The organism is Staphylococcus sp. GW821-FHT11H10 (assembly GCF_058807855.1).
The window spans coordinates 26,100-47,717 of record NZ_JBXARC010000013.1; the positions used below are offsets into that span (position 1 = coordinate 26,100).

General features: G+C 32.0%; 19 protein-coding genes. 18 read left to right on the top strand and 1 reads right to left on the bottom strand.

The genetic code is table 11. The features are described 5' to 3' along the window. The first annotated feature begins 137 nt into the window (after positions 1 to 137). The 13 genes from AC1RRU_RS08250 to AC1RRU_RS08310 all read left to right on the top strand — a co-directional run bounded on the left by AC1RRU_RS08250 (position 138) and on the right by AC1RRU_RS08310 (position 15,187). A complete protein-coding gene (locus tag AC1RRU_RS08250; RefSeq protein ID WP_016930901.1) occupies positions 138 to 1,637 on the top strand; it encodes a glycosyltransferase in 1,500 nt (499 codons plus the stop codon). A 20-nt stretch (positions 1,638 to 1,657) separates the two neighbouring features. Next, a complete protein-coding gene (locus AC1RRU_RS08255) occupies positions 1,658 to 3,826 on the top strand; it encodes a bifunctional glycosyltransferase/CDP-glycerol:glycerophosphate glycerophosphotransferase (RefSeq protein ID WP_016930902.1) in 2,169 nt (722 codons plus the stop codon). Between the two features lie 220 nt (positions 3,827 to 4,046). Continuing rightward, on the top strand, positions 4,047 to 5,279 hold the full coding sequence (locus AC1RRU_RS08260) for a NupC/NupG family nucleoside CNT transporter (RefSeq protein WP_016930903.1): 1,233 nt from the start codon (positions 4,047 to 4,049) through the stop codon (positions 5,277 to 5,279). Positions 5,280 to 5,769: 490 nt separating this feature from the next. Continuing rightward, on the top strand, positions 5,770 to 6,603 hold the full coding sequence (locus AC1RRU_RS08265; RefSeq protein ID WP_016930904.1) for a YitT family protein: 834 nt from the start codon (positions 5,770 to 5,772) through the stop codon (positions 6,601 to 6,603). Positions 6,604 to 6,810: 207 nt separating this feature from the next. Next, the gene (locus tag AC1RRU_RS08270; protein ID WP_011276507.1) at positions 6,811 to 7,608 is read left to right on the top strand and encodes an ABC transporter ATP-binding protein; all 798 of its coding nucleotides are present in this window, start codon (positions 6,811 to 6,813) and stop codon (positions 7,606 to 7,608) included. A gap of 34 nt (positions 7,609 to 7,642) precedes the next feature. Further along, positions 7,643 to 8,647 carry a FecCD family ABC transporter permease gene (locus AC1RRU_RS08275; protein WP_016930905.1) on the top strand — a complete coding sequence of 335 codons (1,005 nt, stop codon included), beginning with the start codon at positions 7,643 to 7,645 and terminating at the stop codon, positions 8,645 to 8,647. After that, positions 8,644 to 9,660, top strand: a complete 1,017-nt coding sequence (locus tag AC1RRU_RS08280) for a FecCD family ABC transporter permease (protein ID WP_016930906.1) — start codon at positions 8,644 to 8,646, stop codon at positions 9,658 to 9,660. The genes AC1RRU_RS08275 and AC1RRU_RS08280 overlap by 4 nt, the downstream gene beginning before the upstream one ends. 275 nt (positions 9,661 to 9,935) lie before the next feature. Continuing rightward, positions 9,936 to 10,898, top strand: a complete 963-nt coding sequence (gene dhaK, locus AC1RRU_RS08285; protein WP_011276504.1) for a dihydroxyacetone kinase subunit DhaK — start codon at positions 9,936 to 9,938, stop codon at positions 10,896 to 10,898. Positions 10,899 to 10,931: 33 nt separating this feature from the next. Next, positions 10,932 to 11,513, top strand: coding sequence for a dihydroxyacetone kinase subunit DhaL (dhaL, locus tag AC1RRU_RS08290; RefSeq protein WP_011276503.1), 582 nt, complete (start codon positions 10,932 to 10,934; stop codon positions 11,511 to 11,513). After that, positions 11,510 to 11,890, top strand: a complete 381-nt coding sequence (gene dhaM, locus AC1RRU_RS08295; RefSeq protein ID WP_016930907.1) for a dihydroxyacetone kinase phosphoryl donor subunit DhaM — start codon at positions 11,510 to 11,512, stop codon at positions 11,888 to 11,890. The genes dhaL and dhaM overlap by 4 nt, the downstream gene beginning before the upstream one ends. Positions 11,891 to 12,034: 144 nt before the next feature. Continuing rightward, positions 12,035 to 12,535: a hypothetical protein gene (locus AC1RRU_RS08300; RefSeq protein ID WP_011276501.1), complete on the top strand. Its 501-nt coding sequence runs from the start codon at positions 12,035 to 12,037 to the stop codon at positions 12,533 to 12,535. A 403-nt stretch (positions 12,536 to 12,938) separates the two neighbouring features. Continuing rightward, positions 12,939 to 14,006 carry a YkvI family membrane protein gene (locus tag AC1RRU_RS08305; protein ID WP_011276500.1) on the top strand — a complete coding sequence of 356 codons (1,068 nt, stop codon included), beginning with the start codon at positions 12,939 to 12,941 and terminating at the stop codon, positions 14,004 to 14,006. A gap of 134 nt (positions 14,007 to 14,140) precedes the next feature. Next, positions 14,141 to 15,187: an alpha/beta hydrolase gene (locus AC1RRU_RS08310; RefSeq protein ID WP_011276498.1), complete on the top strand. Its 1,047-nt coding sequence runs from the start codon at positions 14,141 to 14,143 to the stop codon at positions 15,185 to 15,187. Between the two features lie 236 nt (positions 15,188 to 15,423). On the opposite strand, the gene AC1RRU_RS08315 is transcribed toward AC1RRU_RS08310, so the two are convergent. After that, complete coding sequence (locus tag AC1RRU_RS08315; RefSeq protein WP_011276497.1) at positions 15,424 to 15,930, bottom strand: GNAT family N-acetyltransferase; 507 nt, start codon at positions 15,928 to 15,930, stop codon at positions 15,424 to 15,426. Positions 15,931 to 16,040: 110 nt separating this feature from the next. Here AC1RRU_RS08315 and AC1RRU_RS08320 point away from each other — a divergent pair, with 110 nt between their 5' ends. From AC1RRU_RS08320 to AC1RRU_RS08340, 5 genes are all read left to right on the top strand, one after another. Continuing rightward, positions 16,041 to 16,964, top strand: a complete 924-nt coding sequence (locus AC1RRU_RS08320) for an NAD(P)H-binding protein (protein WP_493196560.1) — start codon at positions 16,041 to 16,043, stop codon at positions 16,962 to 16,964. Positions 16,965 to 16,978: 14 nt separating this feature from the next. Further along, positions 16,979 to 17,653, top strand: coding sequence for a response regulator transcription factor GraR/ApsR (graR, locus tag AC1RRU_RS08325; protein ID WP_016930908.1), 675 nt, complete (start codon positions 16,979 to 16,981; stop codon positions 17,651 to 17,653). Further along, positions 17,646 to 18,680: a HAMP domain-containing histidine kinase gene (locus AC1RRU_RS08330; RefSeq protein WP_011276494.1), complete on the top strand. Its 1,035-nt coding sequence runs from the start codon at positions 17,646 to 17,648 to the stop codon at positions 18,678 to 18,680. The genes graR and AC1RRU_RS08330 overlap by 8 nt, the downstream gene beginning before the upstream one ends. 137 nt (positions 18,681 to 18,817) lie before the next feature. Further along, positions 18,818 to 19,579: an ABC transporter ATP-binding protein gene (locus tag AC1RRU_RS08335; protein WP_011276493.1), complete on the top strand. Its 762-nt coding sequence runs from the start codon at positions 18,818 to 18,820 to the stop codon at positions 19,577 to 19,579. Then, positions 19,569 to 21,458: an ABC transporter permease gene (locus AC1RRU_RS08340; protein WP_011276492.1), complete on the top strand. Its 1,890-nt coding sequence runs from the start codon at positions 19,569 to 19,571 to the stop codon at positions 21,456 to 21,458. Before AC1RRU_RS08335 ends, AC1RRU_RS08340 begins: the two co-directional genes overlap by 11 nt. Positions 21,459 to 21,618: the final 160 nt, after the last annotated feature.

The following is a 21,618-nucleotide window of genomic DNA, read 5'->3' on the forward strand; positions in this document are numbered from 1 at the left end:
TCCAACTACTTTTTTAAAAAGAAAAATGAAATATATGTTTTGTCTTATGTAGTTAATTGTGAAATAATCATCAATAATTAAATGACGTATGTGAGTATACAGTCTCACACTTTAAAACTTAAGATTGGAGCATAATTATGTTATATACAATAACTTCCACTTTACCTCCTACACATGGTGGAAGGACAAAATCTTTGTTACATAGAGTAAAGTTTTTAGAAACTCAATTGGGAGAAATTTCTACAATTCTAACGACTAACTATAACGCTAATTATAAAAATGTATATCGAATTTTTAGAAATAAAGAATTAATAACTGAGAATACAAAATTAGACAATTTATACGATTGGCTTGCGAATTATAATCTACTAGAGGAACCTGTTGAACCCAAATTATTTAGAAAGTTACCAATTCAAACTAAAGTTAAGATACGTGGATTAGAGGCCATTCAAGAAGGGGATAACGTTAAATATTATAAAGATAATGTTCATGTATCATTTCGCAAATACTATGCGAACAAACAGATTATGAAGTTTGAAGATACAATCAATCCTAATTCACAAAAGGTATCTAAACGTAAGGCATTCACGTTAAATGGCAGATTACATAAGATTGATTATTTTGATGATGTAACGGCAATCAAAACAAAGGAAGAATATTATGATAAAAAGGGTGACGTGTATTTAAAGAAACATTTTACGAATGATGAAGAGAACAAATTGATTGATATTGAACATTTAACAAAGCGTGGTGAGACGCGCACCTTTAATAATGAAAAAGCTTTATTTACTTATTATTATAATCATGTTTTACCTAATGGAAGTGTTGTATTTAATGATGCACGTTTACTCGACAGACCATTGATTGATTGCGAAAATGACATTAAGCGCATATTAATGTTTCATAGCAATCATATACAAGGTAATAAAGTTCGTCATTCATATAAATTAGCACTTGATAAACAAGAAATAATCGATAAATATATAGTTTTAACAGAATACCAAAAACATGATATTCAATCACAGTTTGGCATAGATGATAATAAAATAGATGTCATACCTCATTTTGTCAGCATAGCGCAATCGAATCGTCGAGATGAGGTTGAAGATCAATTTTGCTTTATTGGTAGATTGGCTCAAGAAAAACAAATTGATCATATTATTAAAGCGTTTGATATTTATTTGAAAAAAGGTTATTCATCTAAGTTGCTTGTATATGGAAAAGATAAAGAGGGTAATTTAAACACATTGAAGCAATTGGTTAAAACACTTCAACTTGAAGATAAAGTAATATTCAAAGGACACACTAATCATCCTAAAGAAGTCTTTTCAAAAGTGATAGCTTCATTATTGACAAGTCGGTATGAAGACTTTGGGTTATCGATTATGGAAAGTATTAACTATGGTTGCCCTGTTATCTCATATAACGTTCGTTATGGACCGAGTGAGTTAATTACTAATCATGAAAATGGTATACTTGTGAAAAAAGATGACATCGAAGGGTTTGCGGATGCAATGGAAATGGCTAGAAATATTCATTTCAAAGATGTAAAATTAAGTGAAAAATTTAGTGTAGAACAAGCATCAAACAATTATCAATCACTCATCGATGACGTTACACATGCGGAGAATAAATAGAAAAATTGGAGAGAAATATATTGAATAAATTATCGATTATTATTACGTATTTTAATAATGAAGATTATATTAGTGAGTGTATTCACAGTTTAAAAAGCCAGAGAAATCAAGATTTTGACATTATTGTTGTCGATGATGGTTCAACTGATCGCTCAACAGAAATCTTACAAGAAGCATTAAAATCATATGATAAAGACGTTCACTTCATTCAATTGCAAGAGAATACTGGACACGCACATGCACGAAATGTAGCTTTGGAACAAGCACATGGTCAATACGTACTATTCCTAGATGCCGATGATCAATTGGCCTCATATGCTGTTGATTACTATCTTCAACATGTGAATGGTTTAGATACACTGATTGCACCAATTCATAAATTTAGAAGTCAACGACCACAGTATGTAGATAAAGATAAAGTACGTTTGCAATATGCTTCTCATCAAAAAAGTCCAAATGCAATTTTGAGAAAAGAATCAGCATGTAATATTTTATTTAAAAATGCCATTATTAAAGCGCATCAGATTCAATTTAATGAATCATTAGATATTTATGCAGATACGTCATTTGTGCTTGAGTATTTAAAATATGCGGAGCGTTTTGTTAGAATTACCAACTTCCCATTCTATTATCGTGGTGAGGTATACGATCCATTTTATGGTAATACATTAAGTGATCAAGATTTTACAAATAAATTTGAAGATCATGTTAATAGTTTCTTTGATGCTATGCAAAGAACGAATGATAAGCGAATTAAAAATTTCCTCATTCAACGAATGAAAAATGAAATTAAAAGTGGATTTGATCCTGCACTTAGAGATATAAAATCTCGATATGTGTCACTTGAAGATGCGCTTATTAAAATTGTTAAAGCTTTAAAATGGAACATCCTAAAAGATGGGAAAGTATTATATAATTTAGAAATATTATTTTTATCAATGGATGATGTTGAAAATGCCAAATATGTTAATGACTTACGTAATAAAACACGTTTAGTTAAAAATATTGTGTTAAATAGCAAGATGAAAGAACGCTCAAAATATCAACTGAGTGATAATGAAGACTTAGTTGACCCGAACACAATTGTATTTGAAGCGTTTGGTGGTAAAAATTATAGCGATAGTCCTAAATATATTTATGAATACATGCAAAAACATTATCCTCATTTAAATTATATTTGGGTCTTTTCAAAACCAGAAAATAACAATATTCCAGGTAATGCTACTAAAGTCAAAAAGGGATCTCAAGCTTATTATGATGCCTATGCTAAAGCGAAATATTGGGTTACAAATGCTAGATTACCTTTATATTTAAATAAAAAAGAGAATCAAATGTATATCCAAACTTGGCATGGAACACCATTAAAACGTTTAGCTAATGATATGAAAGTGGTTAGAATGCCTGGCACGACAACTGCAAACTATAAGAAGAACTTCTATGCTGAAGCATCACGTTGGGATCGCTTAGTATCACCAAATAGATACTCTTCTGATATTTTTAAATCTGCATTTTGGATGGATGAAGACCGTATTTGGGAGATTGGTTATCCGAGAAATGATGTATTAGTTAACCGTCAAAATGACACTGAATATATTGAACAAATTAAGCGTGACTTGAATTTACCTGCAGATAAGAAAGTTATCATGTATGCTCCAACTTGGAGAGACGATGAGTTTGTGAAAAAGGGACAATACTTATTTGATTTGAAAATTAATTTAGCTAATCTTCAAAAAGAAATAGGAGATGAGTATGTCATCTTATTAAGAATGCATTATCTAATTGCTAATGCTTTAGATTTACATGGATATGATGACTTTGCAATTGATGTATCAAATTATAACGACATTTCGGAGTTATACTTAATTTCTGATGCATTAATTACTGATTATTCTTCTGTTATGTTTGACTTTGGTATCTTGAAGCGTCCACAATTTTTCTTTGCATACGATATAGAAAAATATGATAAAGGACTTCGTGGTTTCTACATGGATTACATGAACGACCTACCAGGTGAAATCATTACAGACGAGTTTAAATTAGCTGAAGAGTTAAAACAAATTGATCAACATAAAGTGAAATATCAAGATAAGATAGAAGCATTTTATAATGATTTTTGTTCTATAGAAAATGGAAAAGCATCTCAATATATTGGTGATTATATTTATAATGATATTGAGAAAAATTCATAATTGAAATGAAAGTAGAAAGCACTAGAGCAGTAAATTTAACTCTAGTGCTTTCTATTGTACTATTTAAAAAATCTTTATTTTCTCGAACATTACCTCATGGTATAATTAAAAATATATTATTAACGGAACTTTTGGGGTAAATTAGTGAATAAAGTACGGTTCTGTTGTATAGACATGCTATGACATTAATGTCATAAAAAATTAATCAGGTAGGTGCCTTATGTTTTTATTGGTTAACATCATTGGGTTACTTGCGTTTTTGGGAATTGCAGTTTTATTTTCAAGAGATCGCAAAAACATCCAATGGAAATCTATTTTAATTCTTGTTGTATTAAACTTGTTTTTAGCATGGTTCTTCGTCTATTTCCAAATTGGGAGAACTATTGTAGAAGGATTAGCTTCAGCAATCGCATGGGTAATTCAATCAGCACATACTGGAACAGGATTTGCATTCAGCAGTTTCACTAGTGGTAAACAGATGGATATGGCGATTAGCGCACTCTTCCCAATTCTACTTGTAGTACCATTATTTGACGTATTAATGTATTTCAATATTCTACCTAAAATTATAGGTGGTATTGGTTGGGTGCTAGCGAAAATTACGCGTCAACCTAAATTTGAATCATTCTTTGGCATCGAAATGATGTTCTTAGGTAATACTGAAGCATTAGCTGTATCAAACGAACAATTGAAACGTATGAATGAAATGCGTGTATTAACAGTGGCTATGATGTCAATGAGTTCAATCTCTGGAGCTATTGTTGGTGCATACGTTCAAATGATACCGGGTGATCTCGTATTAACTGCGATACCACTAAATATTATCAACGCGATAATTGTTTCTTCAATTTTGAATCCGGTTAGTGTTGAAGAACAAGAAGACATCATTTATAGCATCAAAAATAATGAAACGGTAAAACGTCAACCTTTCTTCTCATTTTTAGGTGATTCTGTACTTAATGCAGGTAAATTAGTATTAATCATTATTGCATTTGTAATTAGTTTTGTTGCTTTAGCAGACTTAATTGATCGCTTTATAAACTTAATTACAGGTCTAGTTGGTGGATGGATAGGCGTAAAAGGTAGTTTCGGTTTAAATCAAATTTTAGGTTTATTCATGTATCCATTTGCACTTTTACTTGGTTTGCCATGGGGAGAAGCATGGATTGTTGCTCAACAAATGGCTAAGAAGATTGTTACTAATGAATTTGTAGTTATGGGTGAAATTAGTAAAGTCGTTGATTCATATAGCCCTCACAGAAGAGCTGTTATTTCAACATTCTTAGTTTCATTTGCTAACTTCTCTACAATCGGAATGATTGTCGGAACATTAAAAGGGATTGTCGATCAAAAAACATCAGATTTTGTATCTAAATACGTACCTATGATGTTATTAGCAGGTATATTAGTATCATTACTTACTGCAGCGTTTGTCGGATTATTTGCTTGGTAAGAAGATACATAACATGTTTATCAATTAAAAAGAATCGTGGAGCAGTATTCAATTTGAATTTCGTTCCACGATTTTTTTAATAATTTCAGTAGATTTTAATTAACATGATAAAAACCAAGTATGTAGGGTGAGGAGACACCCTATATACTTGGTTTTTATGGGAAATGAATATTAATGTACTTGTAACGGTAAGGACTAGGTACTGTCACAGTACTTCGAGCAAAATTTGTTTTGTTACTATAAACAACACAAAGGAGATAACTTCTCTTATTAAGAAGTTATACACATTATAGCAAATGTAATTGGCGAAGTAAACAAAAAATTCAGAAAATTTATATTTGTTTTTAAATTAGTTCACTTATTCATGGTGAAATAGAAATATACCTTGAAAATGATATAGATATAGACTATTTATGAAATGCATATTGTAGCTTCACTAGTGATTGTGATAACCTTTTTAATGATATTACATTAAAAGGGGTTGGTGTATGTGAATAAAAATATTAAAGATTTACTTTTAGTTATACTAGGCTCTTTCATATTTTCAGCTGGGGTTAATGCATTCATTATCTCAGGTAATTTAGGAGAAGGTGGCGTAACAGGTATAGCCATCGTATTATATTATGCGTTTCACATTTCTCCAGCCATCACGAACTTTGTAGCAAATGCGCTACTGATCATTGTAGGGTATAAATTTTTAAGTAAGAAAAGTATGTTATTAACTATTGTGGCAACTGTACTTATCTCAGTGTTTTTAAGTTTAACTGAGTCTTGGCACGTCGAAACTGGAAATGTCATCATTAACGCTATATTTGGTGGCTCTTGTGTTGGGTTAGGCATTGGTATTATTGTTTTAGCTGGTGGTACAACTGCAGGGACAACGATACTAGCACAAATTGCTAATAAATATTTAGATGTAAGTACTGCATATGCGTTATTGTTTTTTGATTTGATTGTAGTACTCATATCATTAACAGTATTACCATTGCAAATGGCCTTAGTAACAGTTATCTCATTGTATATAGGTACGAAGGTTATGGAATATGTTATAGAAGGTTTAAATACTAAAAAAGCAATGACGATTATTTCAAGTAAGCCTGACCAAGTAGCTAAAGCAATAGATGAACAAGTTGGTCGAGGCCTTACTATATTAGATGGTCGAGGCTATTATAGTCGTGAAGAAAAAGACGTATTATATGTTGTTGTTGCAAAAACACAAGTGTCTCGAGCTAAGAAAATTATACGTAAGATTGATAATCAAGCCTTTTTAGTTGTGCATGATGTGAGAGATGTATATGGCAATGGCTTTTTAGTGGATGAATAATGAGAATGAATAAGGTTAGGTGTTTCAATATATTGGTGAAAGTGTTATGACGACATCAATTAATGAAATACCTAACCTTTGCTTTGTCGATTACAAATAGTCAGTTATTTACAAAGATGTTATAATACATCTATTGACTATGATAATTATTATCAATTGACAAACTCAATCGTATATAAAGTTATTTATTATGAAAGTAGGGAAAGCATGAATCGTTTAAAAGCGCAACAAGTGGAAATTGGATATGGGGATCATTCGATTATTAACAATTTAGATGTAGAAATACCTGATGGCAAGGTTACGTCTATCATTGGGCCTAATGGTTGTGGGAAATCTACATTATTAAAAGCATTGTCACGCTTATTAACAATCAAAAATGGTGAAATTCAATTAGATGGTCAAAATATTCATACGCAATCAACTAAAGAAATTGCTAAAAAAATTGCTATATTACCACAAACACCAGAAGTAGCAGATGGTCTTACAGTAGGAGAATTAGTATCTTATGGTCGTTTTCCACATCAAAAAGGGTTCGGCCGTCTATCTGCTGAAGATAAAAAAGAGATTGATTGGGCTTTAAATGTTACTGGCACATCTGAATTTAGACATCGTTCTATTAATGATTTAAGTGGTGGTCAGCGTCAACGAGTTTGGATTGCAATGGCATTGGCTCAAAAAACAGACATTATTTTCCTAGATGAACCCACAACATATTTAGATATCTCACATCAATTAGAAATTTTAGAATTAGTTCAACAATTAAATAAAGAACAAGGTTGTACCATTATTATGGTCTTACACGACATTAACCAGGCTATTCGTTTTTCTGATCATCTTATCGCAATGAAGAAAGGTGAAATCATTGCTTGTGGCGCTACTGAAGACGTGTTGACTAAAGATATTCTAGAAAAAGTGTTTAATATCGATGTCGTACTTAGTACGGACCCTCGTACAGGTAAACCACTGTTAGTGACATATGACTTATTCGAACGTAATTATTCATAATATATAGATAAACTAAGAAAAAGGAATTTTTATCATGATGGAGAAAGATAAAAAAGTAAACATAGGTTTTATTGGCTATATTATTTTAGTCTTTGTGTTGTTAATAAGCGCATTGCTTGTATCTATCTTGATAGGTGAAGCGAAAATTAGTTTTTCAACTATTATGGATGCTATTTTTCATTATAATCCTAAAAATCAACAACATAATATTATTAGTGAGATACGTATACCGCGTGATTTAGGTGCGGTATTAGTTGGAATGGCATTATCAGTTGCTGGTGCTGTTATTCAAGGCGTAACTAAAAACGGACTTGCAGATCCAAGTTTAATTGGTTTAAACTCTGGGGCTTCATTTGCATTGGCGTTAACATTTGCTTTTTATCCGGCAGCACCATTCTTAATGCTCATGTGTGCAGGGTTTTTAGGTGCGATGTTGGGTGGCTTTATTGTCTTAACGATAGGTCGCTCTAGACGTGATGGCTTCAATCCTATGAGAATCATTTTAGCAGGTGCTGCTGTAAGTGCACTTTTAACAGCTTTGAGTCAAGGTATTGCTTTAACATTTAAGTTGAATCAAACACTTACTTTCTGGACTGCTGGCGGTGTTTCAGGTACGACTTGGAAACAACTTATGTGGAGCGGACCTGTTATTATCATTGCTATTATTATCATCATAGCAATGAGTAAACAATTAACGATTTTAAATTTAGGAGAGACACTTGCTAAAGGCTTGGGTCAAAATATCACGTTGATTCGTGGAGTAAGTTTATTCTTAACTATGATATTAGCGGGGGTAGCCGTTTCAATGGTAGGACAAATTGCCTTTGTTGGCTTGATGGTACCTCACATTGTCAGATTCTTAGTAGGTACAGACTATTCAAAGGTATTACCATTAACAGCTTTAACAGGCGGTTTACTTATGATTTTAGCTGATACTGTAGCACGAATGTTAGGTGAAGCGCCAGTGGGAGCGATTATTTCATTTATCGGCGTGCCTTACTTCTTATACTTAGTTAAAAGAGGAGGACGCACAATATGATTCATCCTAAATTAAGACGAAAACAAATCGTTACTTTAGTAATTTTTTCAATATTATTATTAGCCGCATGTACATGGAGTGTGTCTTCAGGAGAATATAAAATTCCGGTTGATCATTTTTTTAAGACGCTCATAGGTCAAGGTGAATATTATGATCAATTAATCTTAATGGAATTTCGTTTCCCAAGAATGTTAATTACTATTTTAGCAGGTGCTGCGTTAAGTTTAAGTGGCGCTATTATTCAAAGTGTCACTAAGAATCCAATTGCGGAGCCAGGTATTTTAGGTATTAATGCTGGCGGTGGTTTCGCAATAGCATTATTTATTTCAATAGGACAAATTAACCCTGATAATTTTGTGTATGTGTTACCAGTGATTAGTGTCATTGGTGGTGTAGCTACTGCAATTGTTATCTTTTTATTTAGTGTGAATAAGAAAGATGGCATTACACCTTCAAGTATGGTGCTAATTGGTGTAGGCATGCAGACAGCCTTATATGGTGGTTCTATTACGCTTATGTCTAAATTTAATGAAGATCAGTCAGAATTTATAGCTACTTGGTTTGCTGGTAATATTTGGGGCGATGACTGGACATTTGTCATTGCAACTATTCCATGGCTAATCATTATAATTCCATTTCTATTATATAAATCTAATGTATTGAATTTAATTAATACACATGAACACATTGCTAAAGGTCTCGGTGTTAAGATTGAAAAAGAACGTGTAGTTCTATTCTTTATTGCTGTTGTTTTATCATCAATTGCCGTGGCTGTTGCAGGTGCTATTGCATTTATTGGTTTAATGGGGCCACATATTGCAAAATCAATTATTGGGCCACGTCATCAACTCTTTTTACCAATTTCAATTATCGTAGGTGCTTTCTTACTCGTTTTATCAGATACTATTGGTAAAGTCATCCTTGAACCGACAGGGGTACCTGCTGGTATTGTAGTTGCTATTATAGGCGCACCTTATTTCATTTATTTAATGTATAAATCTAAGAGTATTTAAAAATTGATGAATTAAATAGTAATACTGAAGTATAAAATATATGCAAGACATAATTTCTAATTAGTTAAATATTAAACTTTTTACGATTATAGTAATCTTCGTGGGAGTGGACAGACCTTAGTAGTGAATTTTACGCTGAAATTCTCTGTGTTTGAATAAGGATAAATTCTGTTCCATTTCCACTTTTTTATTAAAGTCGATTTATATGTAAATGATAGCGCATACATTGTGCTTGATTTATAATTAAATTGATAGGCCAAAGGAGGAAGTTGCATATGAAAAAGCTAATAAAACAAAAGGAAAACTTTTTAAAAGATATGTTAGACGGCTTAAAAATAGCAAATAATGATATCGAAATCATTGCAGAAACTGTTGTCGTGCGACGTAAAAAGAAATCTAAAGGCGTAGCGATTGTTTCAGGTGGCGGTAGTGGACATGAACCGGCTCATGCAGGTTATGTTGCGCAAGGGATGCTTGATGCGGCAGTTTGCGGAGAAGTATTTACTTCACCAACTCCTGATAAAGTGTTAGAAGCAATTAAGGCTGTCGATACTGGTGATGGTGTGTTGTTAATTGTTAAAAATTATGCTGGCGATGTAATGAACTTTGAAATGGCGCAAGAAATGGCAGAAATGGAAGATATTCAAGTAGAGATGGTTGTCGTTAAAGATGACATATCAGTGTCTGAAGAAACGCAAAGACGTGGTGTTGCAGGCACAGTATGCGTTCATAAATATGTAGGCTACCTAGCTGAACAAGGTTTAGCTCTACAGGAAATTAAAGAAAAAGCTGAAGCATTAGTTTCACAAATTAAAAGTATTGGTATGGCACTGACACCACCAATGGTTCCGACAACAGGCCAATATGGATTTGATATTAATGATGAGGATATAGAAATTGGGATAGGTATTCATGGCGAAAAAGGAATTGAACGAATACACTATGAAGAAATCGATAGTATCGTTGAACGGTTATTAAGTCGATTACTTAAAGAAAATCAAGAGCAATCTTTAATAGTTATAGTTAATGGAATGGGTGGTACACCACTATCAGAATTAAATATTGTGACTAAATATTGCTCACTTTATTTAGAAAAGCAAAATAGAGATGTGGCGCAATGGTTTGTTGGTGATTATATGACTTCATTAGATATGCAAGGTTTTTCAATCACACTACTTCCTAATAATGAAGAACTACTCAAAGCTTTACAAGCACCTACTACGTCTCGCTACTTTTAAAAAGAAAACTACATTCAACTGAGGTGATTAAAAATGGATGTTAAAGATATGAAACAACGATTATTAAATTTAGAGGCAGTGTTTTCAGAGAAAGAAACATTATTAACGGATTTAGATAGAGCAATCGGTGATGGCGATCATGGTGTCAATATGTTGCGTGGATTTAAAAGTTTGAAAGACAAGATAGATGATAGTAGTATGTCATCGCTATTTAAATCTACTGGTATGGCATTAATGTCAAATATTGGTGGTGCATCTGGTCCATTATATGGATTTAGCTTTGTTAAAATGGCTAATGTTGTTAATGATGAAATGGACAAAGAAAATTTAAAAGCTGTTGTTACTGAATTTGCTAATGCGATTGCGCAGAGAGGTAAAGTACAACGAGATGAGAAGACGATGTTTGATGTTGTAGATCGAGCGCGTGAAGCTTTAGAAAATGATGAAACAATTACGTCAGAGATACTACAACAATTTGCTACTGATACGAAAGAGATAGAAGCTACAAAAGGACGTGCAGCATACTTTAAAAAGGATTCAATAGGTTATATCGACCCTGGTGCCCAAAGTATGGTTTACGTATTAAGTGCACTGATTGGAGATGACATTGAATGACAACAATTATAATTATTAGCCATAGTGAAGACATTGCGAATGGTACTAAAGCTTTGCTCAATCAGATGGCGCAAGATGTTAACGTTGTAGCTCACGGCGGTGTCGATGGAGGCATAGGTACATCATTTGATGATATTCAAAATATTATCAATAACTTAGATGATGACGCATTGTGTTTTTATGATCTAGGTTCTTCTGAAATGAATTTAGATTTAGCAATTGAGATGTATGAAGGATCACATCATATTAAGAAGATAGATGCACCAATAGTTGAAGGTAGTTTTACTGCTGCAGTGAAACTCTCAGTTGGCGGAACAACTGATGAAGCGGTAAAAGAAGTCGCTCAAACTTCTTTTAAAGAAAATACATTTGATTAATGTTTAAATAATGTGCGTAAATATAATAATCAAATAAATGCGCAAAATAAATTTTATAAATAAGTAATTTATAAAATGAAAATGACAAATGATTGTGATAAAATAGATTATTATAGTAAAGCGAAAGAGTAGGTGGGCAAGGTCATGCAAAACAGCATCAAGGAATACGTTTTAAGTGGAGAATTTGAACAAGTTAGACAACTAATGGCCAAAGCAGACTTTCTAGATTTTGAAGAAGCCTACATTTCATGTGCACATGAAAATGAAAGCATGATGTTTTATACTTGTATTTTAGATATGATTAAATTTGAAGAAACGTCTGAATTGCATGATTTAGCATTTCTATTACTTGTCTATCCTCTAAGTGAGATAGAAGGGGCATTAGATTCTGCTTATTACCATGCGCAAGCGTCCATTCAATTGACGAATGGTAAAGAAATTAAGAGTCTATTACAAATGTTGTTATTACATGCCATTCCCGAACCTGTTATTACAGATTCGGAAGCTTTCAAAGTTGCTAAACAAATTTTGAAATTAGATCCGAGTAATCATGTTGCAAGAAATGCACTTAAAGAAACAGCTAAGCGCATGGATAATGTTGTCGTTGATATTAACGAACTACAACAATATGGAAATTCTAATTAATAAGCATGTAAATGATTGTCTCATTGATTAACTAATTACTTTCTAGCGTTTAGATATATTACCAGTAAATGTGTTTAATAGATACATTTACTGGTTTTTTTGTTTTATATCATTCAAAAAGTTCCGATTAAATTTTACTATAATGTTTATTACTATTATTTGTTTAAAAATTTAGATGTGATATATGTCATATATAGAATTAAATATGATTTACTAGTTACTTATTTATGAAAAATAAGATAATTATAATAATTTTTAAAGAATTTTAAATCCTTAACAAGCGTATATAGCATAGTGTTTATAGCCGATAAACGCCGGTTCGTAACCTTTATGCACTGTTGCATATTATTTGAAGTGCGTTATAATGCACAATGTGTCAAATTTAAGGAGGTTATATTTTCGCATGGGATTAAATAAAGAAGCTGTAAAAATTGGTTTCGCCTATGTCGGCATTGTAGTAGGTGCCGGATTCTCAACTGGACAAGAAGTTATGCAATTCTTTACACCATATGGTTTATGGTCTTATATTGGTGTACTTATTTCAGGTTTGATTCTTGGTTTTATAGGTAGACAAGTTGCTAAAATAGGTACAGCATTTGAAGCTACGAATCATGAGTCTACATTAAAATATTTATTCGGAGAAAAGTTTAGTAAAATCTTCGATTATATATTAGTATTCTTCTTATTTGGTATAGCAGTCACTATGATTGCAGGGTCTGGTTCAACATTCCAAGAGAGTTTTGGCATACCTACGTGGTTAGGTGCCTTAATTATGACTATTGTCATTTATTTAACATTATTATTAGACTTTAACAAAATCGTGAGCGCACTTGGTATCGTCACACCATTCTTAATAATTATGGTAATACTTATTGCCGTTTACTACTTATTCGCAGGTAGCGTTCCTTTAAATGAAGTTAACAGTACTGTTGATAAAACAAGTGTATTTTGGGGTATAGTTAGAGGATTAATGTACGGTGGTCTAGCTTTTGCAGTGGGCTTTAGTACAGTCGTTGCAATTGGAGGCGACGCTTCTAAACGTAAAATTTCAGGTGGAGGTGCAACGTTTGGCGGTGTGATTTACACTATCTTACTGGCTTTAATTAACTTTGCACTACAATCTGAATATCCTAAAATTAAAGATGTTGAAATTCCAACATTAACATTAGCTAATGCTATTCATCCATGGATTGGTCTTGTTCTAACTGTCATCATGTTAACAGTTATGTACAATACAATCTTAGGACTATGCTATTCATTCGCAGCACGTTTTACAGAACCATATAGTAAAAAATATCACATCTTTATCATTATTATGATGATTGCTGCATTTATTTTAAGCTTTGTAGGTTTTGCAGACTTAATTAATTTCTTATATAACATTATGGGTGTTGTTGGTCTGTTTATCGTAGTTGCAGTATTAATTAAATACTATGTACGTAAGAGTGATAACAAAGATCATATAGCATAGATTTAAAATAGCAATACTTTACAATTGAAAGTGAATGTTTTAATCTTAAAAGCAATTCGTATGATTATGCGGGTTGCTTTTTCTATTAAATGAATAAGCAAACTTTCTATAATCAATTGAAAGGAACGTAGGGAATGAATACTCAGAAAAAATGGACGATTATCACAGGTGTCATTATTGTGATTGTGAGTGTTGTAGTTGCTTGGGGGCTATACCACCATCAACAAGAGAGTGAGAAGAAAAAACAACAACGTGAAAAAGTTCAAATTAATAATCCTAACGTCAAATTATTTCAAAATATTACCTATAATAATCATCTTCCTGGAAGCCAACTTGATATTATGATGCCTGACGATGTAGACAAGGATACTAAATTGCCAGTTATCTTCTGGATGCATGGAGGGGGTTATGTTGCAGGTGATAAACAATATAAAAATCCATTGCTATCGCAAATTGTGGAACAAGGCTATGTAGTAGTCAATGTTAACTATGCTTTAGCACCTAATTATAAATATCCTACACCACTCATTCAATTTGATGATGCAATTCAGTTTATTAAGCATAATAAAGACCGCTTCCCAATTGATTTAGATCAAGTTGTTATAGGCGGTGACTCTGCCGGTGCACAACTTACAAGTCAATATGTTGCTATGCAAACAAATAGTTCACTACGAAGTGAAATGGGATTTGAACAGCGTTTTACACCATCACAAATAAAAGGCGCTATCTTTTTCGGTGGTTTTTATGATATGAAGACAGTTAGAGAAACGGAATTCCCAAGAATTCAAATGTTTATGCATAGTTATACTGGTGCAACAAAATGGGAATCAGAATTTAAAAATATTTCTCAAATGTCAACAATTAATCAAGTGACTAAAGATTATCCTTCAACGTATCTATCAGTAGGTGATGCTGATCCTTTCTACAGTCAAAATATTGAATTTTACCGTAAGTTGAAGGAAGAGGGCATTCCTGTTAGTACATTATTCTATGATGGTTCACATCATTTACATCATCAATATCAATTTCATTTAGAGAAGCCAGAATCTAAAGAGAATATGAAACGTGTACTCGCATTCTTAAGTAGAAATACATCATCATCTGGTGTAGAACAAAATCAGCAATCTCCATTTGATGGTTCTACGAGTTCGGATAAAAGTTTCTCATTATCACCTTACTAACCACGATGAAATGATACAATTATCAAACTTTATTAGTTACAACACTATAGCTAAGAATAAAAGGCTTATTTCCTATATGTTAAATCATTAAGGAAGTAAGCCTTTTTTAATTTCCAATATTTTATGATAGTGCTATTTAAATACAACAGGTGTATTATTATTTAATCTAACATTTTAGTAATGTTGTTTAATATTATTGAGACTAGAGTATAATATAATGATAGTAAATTTGAATATTAAATAAGCAGTTTGGCCATGACATATTTATTGAAGTATTGACCATTAATGTAAAGCTTATCCTTTAATTCGCCCTCAATATTAAATCCAGCAGCTTTAAAGAGTTCAACTGCGCGCGCGTTTTCAGGGACAACGGAAGCTTCGATACGTCTAATGTCATGGTTGATTGACCAAGCTTCAGTCGCATTTACTAATGCCATACCTATGCCATGTTTCTGATATAGTTGTCTAACACCAATTGTGATAACTGCTTCGTGACGTTTACGCTCAAAATCTTCAGTCGTAATGAATGCATAACCAACCAGTTGATCATCTTGCTCTGCAACATAAACAGTATTTCTTGGAGAAGTGATAATGCGTTCTAAACGATCGCTAACACTTGAGATGCTGGGCGTATATTCACCCGGGTTATATAATGTATATTCAGATTCATCATAAATTTTGCTTAATAATTTAATAAAGTCTTCAACGTCTTTTATACTAATTTCACGAATAATATGAGCCATAAGGCTTCCTCCCAAATTAATAAACTATTGTGTCTTACATGGTATTATAGCAATAAATCATAGATATACATAAAATAAAAAACTTTTAAACTAAAGGGGTAATCTTAAATATGAAACCGAATGTACTATTAGCAGGTGGTAGTGGTTATATTGGTAAGTATATAAGTAGTGTTATTGAAAAAGATGCAAACATATATGCCCTATCAAAGTATCCAAATACTAAAAAAGAAGATAATGATCGAATTATTTGGTTGAAAAGAGATATTTATAATTATACTGATGTTGTAAAAGCTATGGAAGGTATGGATATTGCTGTTTTTTATTTAGATCCTAATAAGAATTCAGCAAAATTAACCCAAGCAACGGCACGAGGTTTAAATTTGATTGCCGCAGATAACTTTGCCAGAGCAGCAGCTCAACAAGGTGTGTCTAAAATAGTATATATAAGTGGTAGTCGATTTGATATTGAGACAGTACAAAGGCTAGAGAATTACGGCGTTCCTGTGGAAAAGACAAACACACAAATTAAACGACCACATATAAATGCTGAATTACAGATGTCTAAATATGATGATATAAGAACAGCGATGCGAATGATATTACCTAGGAAATGGACATTATCCTATCTAGTAGACTACTTTATGAAATGGCTTAATGATACACGTGGTACATTCATGCACACATATCAAGATAATGATAGATACATTGTTTATGCACGAAAAAAGTCTAAACCATTATTAATTATGGAAAAAGTTGAAGACGACTCGGGACTTATAACATTACACTTGATTTCAGGTTCAATGATAAAATCTAATCAAAAGAAACAAGGTAAATTAGAATTTAGGCAAATTAAAGGTACAAGATTAGTCATTGTTCATTTATATGATTATATTCCGAAATTACTATGGCCAATTTACTACTTCGTTCAAGCACCATTACAAGGTTTGATTATGCGAGGGTTTGAAATTGATTGCCGAATTAAACATTTTAACGGACGGGTTCAATCAGGGGAAAAAATGAAATATACAAAATAATAGGTGATAAAGTGATGCAAGTATTATTAGTAGAAGATGATCAAACACTCTTCCAAGAACTGAAAAAAGAATTAGAACATTGGGATTTCTTTGTGACAGGTATAGATGATTTTAGTGCAGTAATGGATATTTATGAAGAAACAAATCCTGAAATTGTTATTATGGATGTTCAATTACCTAAATACGATGGATTTTATTGGTGTAGAAAGATTAGGCAAGTATCTAATGTTCCCATCTTATTCTTATCATCACGTGATAATCCAATGGACCAAGTCATGAGCATGGAATTGGGAGCCGATGATTATATGCAAAAACCATTCCATACAAGCGTCTTAATAGCTAAATTGCAAGCTATTTATCGACGTGTTTATGAATTTGGAGCAGAAGAAAAGAGAACATTGAATTGGCAAGATGCACTTGTGGATTTATCAAAAGATAGTATTCAAAAAGGTGATTCAGTTATCTATTTATCGAAGACTGAAATGATTATTTTAGAAATGTTAATTCAAAAGCAAAATCAAATTGTTACTAGAGATACCTTAATTACTGCGCTATGGGATGATGAAGCGTTTGTAAGTGATAATACGTTAACTGTTAACGTTAACCGTTTGCGTAAAAAATTGTCTGATATCGGTATGGATACACAGATCGAAACTAAAGTAGGTAAAGGTTACATGGCACATGAGTAACTTGAAATGGTTTTGGTTATTCCTCAAAACGCGAAGTAACTGGATTTTTTGGATTGTGTTTCTACATCTGATTTTATTAGGTATGGCTTACATTGATTATGATATTTCCATCGAGAGTATAGGATTTATAGTAACGTTAAATCTCGGTCTTACAGCGATGTTTTTAATTTTTACTTTTTTAAAAGAAGTAAAGCTATATCAACATTTATATAATAATAAAGAAATTGAAGAAATTAAGCATAAAGATTTAGCAGAAGATCCGTTTCAAAAGGAAGTTGTTAATTATCTTTATCGCAAATTAACGAGTCAAAAGGAACGTGTTGTTGAACAACAATTACACATACAATCGACAGAACAATCTCTAACAGAATTTGTTCATGATATTAAAACACCTGTGACAGCGATGAAGTTGTTAATCGATCAAGAAGAAGAGGGGAAACGTAAAAAGTCATTATTGTATGAATGGGCACGTATTAATGAGTTGTTAGATAAGCAACTTTATTTAACGCGTTTAGAGTCTAAAAATAGAGACATGTATTTTGAAGAGACATCACTGAAGCGTCTTGTGATTGATGAGGTCCAATTAACACGTCACATTAGCCAAGCCAAAGGTATAGGCTATGATTTGGATTTAGAAACAAACTTAGATGTATACACGGATGTGAAATGGTGTCGCATGATGATTCGCCAAATTTTATCTAACTCATTAAAATATTCTCAAGGACAAGATATTATTATTCGTTCTTATACAAATGATGGTCATGTAACATTGGAAATTAAAGATTTTGGTAGAGGTATCAGTCACAAAGATTTACCACGTATATTTGAGCGTGGTTTCACTTCGACTGTGAATCGTAATGAAACAACTTCTTCAGGAATAGGGCTATATCTGGTTAACAGTGTAAAAGATCAATTAGGTATTAATGTTCGAGTAGAATCTACAGTAGGACAAGGGACTACTTTTGTATTAACTTTTCCAAAACAGAATGAATTGATGGCCCGTATGACCCAAGTGACAACAATGTAACCTTAAAACTTAGATTTGTTACTCCATCTTCATTTCATCAAAAGCGATAACTTTTATAATTAAACTGATTAAAGTAGTGCGATATTTCTATAGTAAACGCACATGTAGATAAAATGAATGGCGAGGTGAACAAAACCGTGGCAATATTACAGGCAAAGCAAATTGCCAAAACTTATGGAAATAAACAAACTGAACAAGAAGTTTTAAAAGATATAGATCTGTCAATTGAAGCGGGAGAGTTTGTAGCTATCATGGGGCCATCGGGATCAGGCAAGACAACGTTATTAAACGTGTTAAGTTCAATTGACTATTTAACACATGGTTCTATTATTTTAGATGGTCAACAATTAGAGAAATTATCTAATAAAGCGTTGTCTGAAATTAGAAAAAAAGATATTGGTTTTATTTTTCAAGAATATAATTTATTACATACGTTAACAGTTAAAGAAAACATCATGTTACCTTTATCAGTTCAAAAGTTAGATAAAAAAGAAATGAATGAACGCTATCAACGTATTACGCAGGCTTTAAATATTTTTGAAATTAGTGATAAATATCCATCAGACATTTCTGGTGGACAGCGACAAAGAACATCCGCAGCGCGTGCATTTATTACGTATCCTAAGATTATTTTCGCGGATGAGCCAACAGGGGCACTTGATTCTAAAAATACTCGCGATTTATTACAACGTTTTCAAAAAATCAATGAACTTTATAACGCAACGATAGTAATGGTAACGCATGATCCTTTGGCAGCAAGCTTCTCAGAGCGTGTGATTATGTTAAAAGACGGGCAGGTATTTACTGAAATTTATCAAGGTGAAGATGATAAAAATGTCTTTCACAAAGAGATCCTACGTGCGCAAAGTATATTAGGTGGCATGATGTATGAGTTTTAGTCAAATTATATGGAAGAACTTTCAACAGAATATAATTCATTACGCGATTTACATCTTTTCACTTGTATTAAGTATCGTGTTGTTTTTTAGTTTTATAACAATTAAGTATGTGCATCATTTAAATGTGCATCAATCGTTGTCAATGATACAACAAGGAACACAAGTGGGAAGTTATTTTTTATTTATCATTATTGTTGTATTTATTATGTATACGAATATGTTGTTTATTAAACGACGTAGCTATGAATTCGGATTATTGCAAACGATTGGTTTAGGTAAAAAGAGTATTATTTATATGCTAATGCTTGAACAATTATTTATTTTTATTATAACCGCGTTATTAGGTATGATTATCGGTATTTTAGGATCAAAAATACTATTAATGATTGTTTTAAAATTATTAGGTATACATACTTCTGTATCAATCACTTTTAGTTTTCAAGCGATTGCGCAAACATTCTTTATACTTGTCATTGCTTATATACTTATCATTATTCAAGCGTCTATTTATTTAAGCAAATCTTCAATTAAAAGTTTAATGGCCTCTCAAGACAGTAAAGAAGATAGTCATATTACACTAACATTAGGTGAAGTTATATTAGGTGTTTTAGGTATTGTATTGATATTAACAGGTTATTATTTATCGACGCGTTTTGTCGAGATTGTAGATGATGTGATACTACCGTTTGTTATTCTAATTCTTACTGTTTTAGGAACTTACTTTTTCTTTCGAAGTACGATTTCTCTCATTTTAAAGACGATTAGATACCTTAAAGGTGGTAATGTTTCTGTAAATGATGTTATTTTTACATCATCACTCATGTTTCGAATTAGAAAAAATGCATTTTCATTAACTGTAATGGCAATCATTTCAGCAATAACTGTATCTGTACTGTGTTTCGCTGCGATTAGTAGAGGTTCTTTAACAAATGAAATTCTATTAGAATCTCCTCATGAGGTTACACTTAAAGAAGAGAAAGTAGCTAATGAATTAGGTTTTGAATTAAATCGACATCATATTCCTTACCATTACGATTTTAAACAAGTTGTTTATTCTCAACTATACAAAGATCATTTATTTGATAAAAATCAGGTGCAACCATACGCGATTACTGTAACGAGTGAAAAATATTTCCCTAATGTTTCTATAGAGAAGGGTGAGGCTAATTTAATTATGCCTGAAGGGTTAATTCATGATTTATCGAAACATACACCGCATGGTACAGCTTCTATAGGAACTAAAAAGCATCATGTAAATATTAAATTGAATAAAGTGATGGATAAAATTTATTTTAAACAGAGTATTGACTTAGGAGGTCCTACTTTAGTTTTAAATGATACAGATTATAACTATTTGAAAGCACATGCGAAAAATAAATACATCGTTTCACAATATGCTTTTGATTTAAAACATAACAGAGATATACCAAAACTTGAGAGTATAACAAAGGATCTTGATGGTAATGTTCAAACGCGTAGTGAAGTGGTGAGTGAAGTATCAAGTTTGACTGGAATATTATTATTTGTAACATCATTTTTAGGAATTGCATTTTTAATCGCTACAGGGTGTATTATTTACATTAAACAAATTGATGAAACAGAAGATGAGTTAGAAAGTTATTCTGTATTACGTAAATTAGGTTTTATTCAAAAAGACATGGCTAAAGGGTTAAAACTTAAAGTGGCATTTAATTTTAGTATACCACTAATTATTGCCTTACTACATTCTTACTTTGCGGCAGTGGTCTTTATGAAGGTTATAGGCTTTGATAATAAAGTTCCTATTTTCGTTGTAATGGGTATTTATACAATCATTTATAGTATTTTTGCAGTTATCGCCTATAATCACTCTAAAAGAACTATCAATCACTCAATTTAAGCCAATGTTTATCTAATATTTCGTATTTGTAAAGAATTTGTAAATGTAATTGTGGTTATGTAAATTTTGTGATATTTTCAAATAGGGACAAATTCAGTAATGGAGTATTACGTGAATAACAGTAAAACATTATATTTACATAAAATTTACAAATAGTCAG

Bases quoted from the DNA above. Each gene is read 5' to 3' on its own strand.
- AC1RRU_RS08250 (WP_016930901.1), top strand. From the start codon at position 138: ATGTTATATACAATAACTTCCACTTTACCTCCTACACATGGTGGAAGG.
- AC1RRU_RS08260 (WP_016930903.1), top strand. From the start codon at position 4,047: ATGTTTTTATTGGTTAACATCATTGGGTTACTTGCGTTTTTGGGAATT.
- AC1RRU_RS08270 (WP_011276507.1), top strand. From the start codon at position 6,811: ATGAATCGTTTAAAAGCGCAACAAGTGGAAATTGGATATGGGGATCAT.
- AC1RRU_RS08275 (WP_016930905.1), top strand. From the start codon at position 7,643: ATGATGGAGAAAGATAAAAAAGTAAACATAGGTTTTATTGGCTATATT.
- AC1RRU_RS08280 (WP_016930906.1), top strand. From the start codon at position 8,644: ATGATTCATCCTAAATTAAGACGAAAACAAATCGTTACTTTAGTAATT.
- dhaK (WP_011276504.1), top strand. From the start codon at position 9,936: ATGAAAAAGCTAATAAAACAAAAGGAAAACTTTTTAAAAGATATGTTA.
- dhaL (WP_011276503.1), top strand. From the start codon at position 10,932: ATGGATGTTAAAGATATGAAACAACGATTATTAAATTTAGAGGCAGTG.
- dhaM (WP_016930907.1), top strand. From the start codon at position 11,510: ATGACAACAATTATAATTATTAGCCATAGTGAAGACATTGCGAATGGT.
- AC1RRU_RS08300 (WP_011276501.1), top strand. From the start codon at position 12,035: ATGCAAAACAGCATCAAGGAATACGTTTTAAGTGGAGAATTTGAACAA.
- AC1RRU_RS08305 (WP_011276500.1), top strand. From the start codon at position 12,939: ATGGGATTAAATAAAGAAGCTGTAAAAATTGGTTTCGCCTATGTCGGC.
- AC1RRU_RS08310 (WP_011276498.1), top strand. From the start codon at position 14,141: ATGAATACTCAGAAAAAATGGACGATTATCACAGGTGTCATTATTGTG.
- AC1RRU_RS08315 (WP_011276497.1), bottom strand. From the start codon at position 15,930: ATGGCTCATATTATTCGTGAAATTAGTATAAAAGACGTTGAAGACTTT.
- AC1RRU_RS08320 (WP_493196560.1), top strand. From the start codon at position 16,041: ATGAAACCGAATGTACTATTAGCAGGTGGTAGTGGTTATATTGGTAAG.
- graR (WP_016930908.1), top strand. From the start codon at position 16,979: ATGCAAGTATTATTAGTAGAAGATGATCAAACACTCTTCCAAGAACTG.
- AC1RRU_RS08330 (WP_011276494.1), top strand. From the start codon at position 17,646: ATGAGTAACTTGAAATGGTTTTGGTTATTCCTCAAAACGCGAAGTAAC.
- AC1RRU_RS08340 (WP_011276492.1), top strand. From the start codon at position 19,569: ATGAGTTTTAGTCAAATTATATGGAAGAACTTTCAACAGAATATAATT.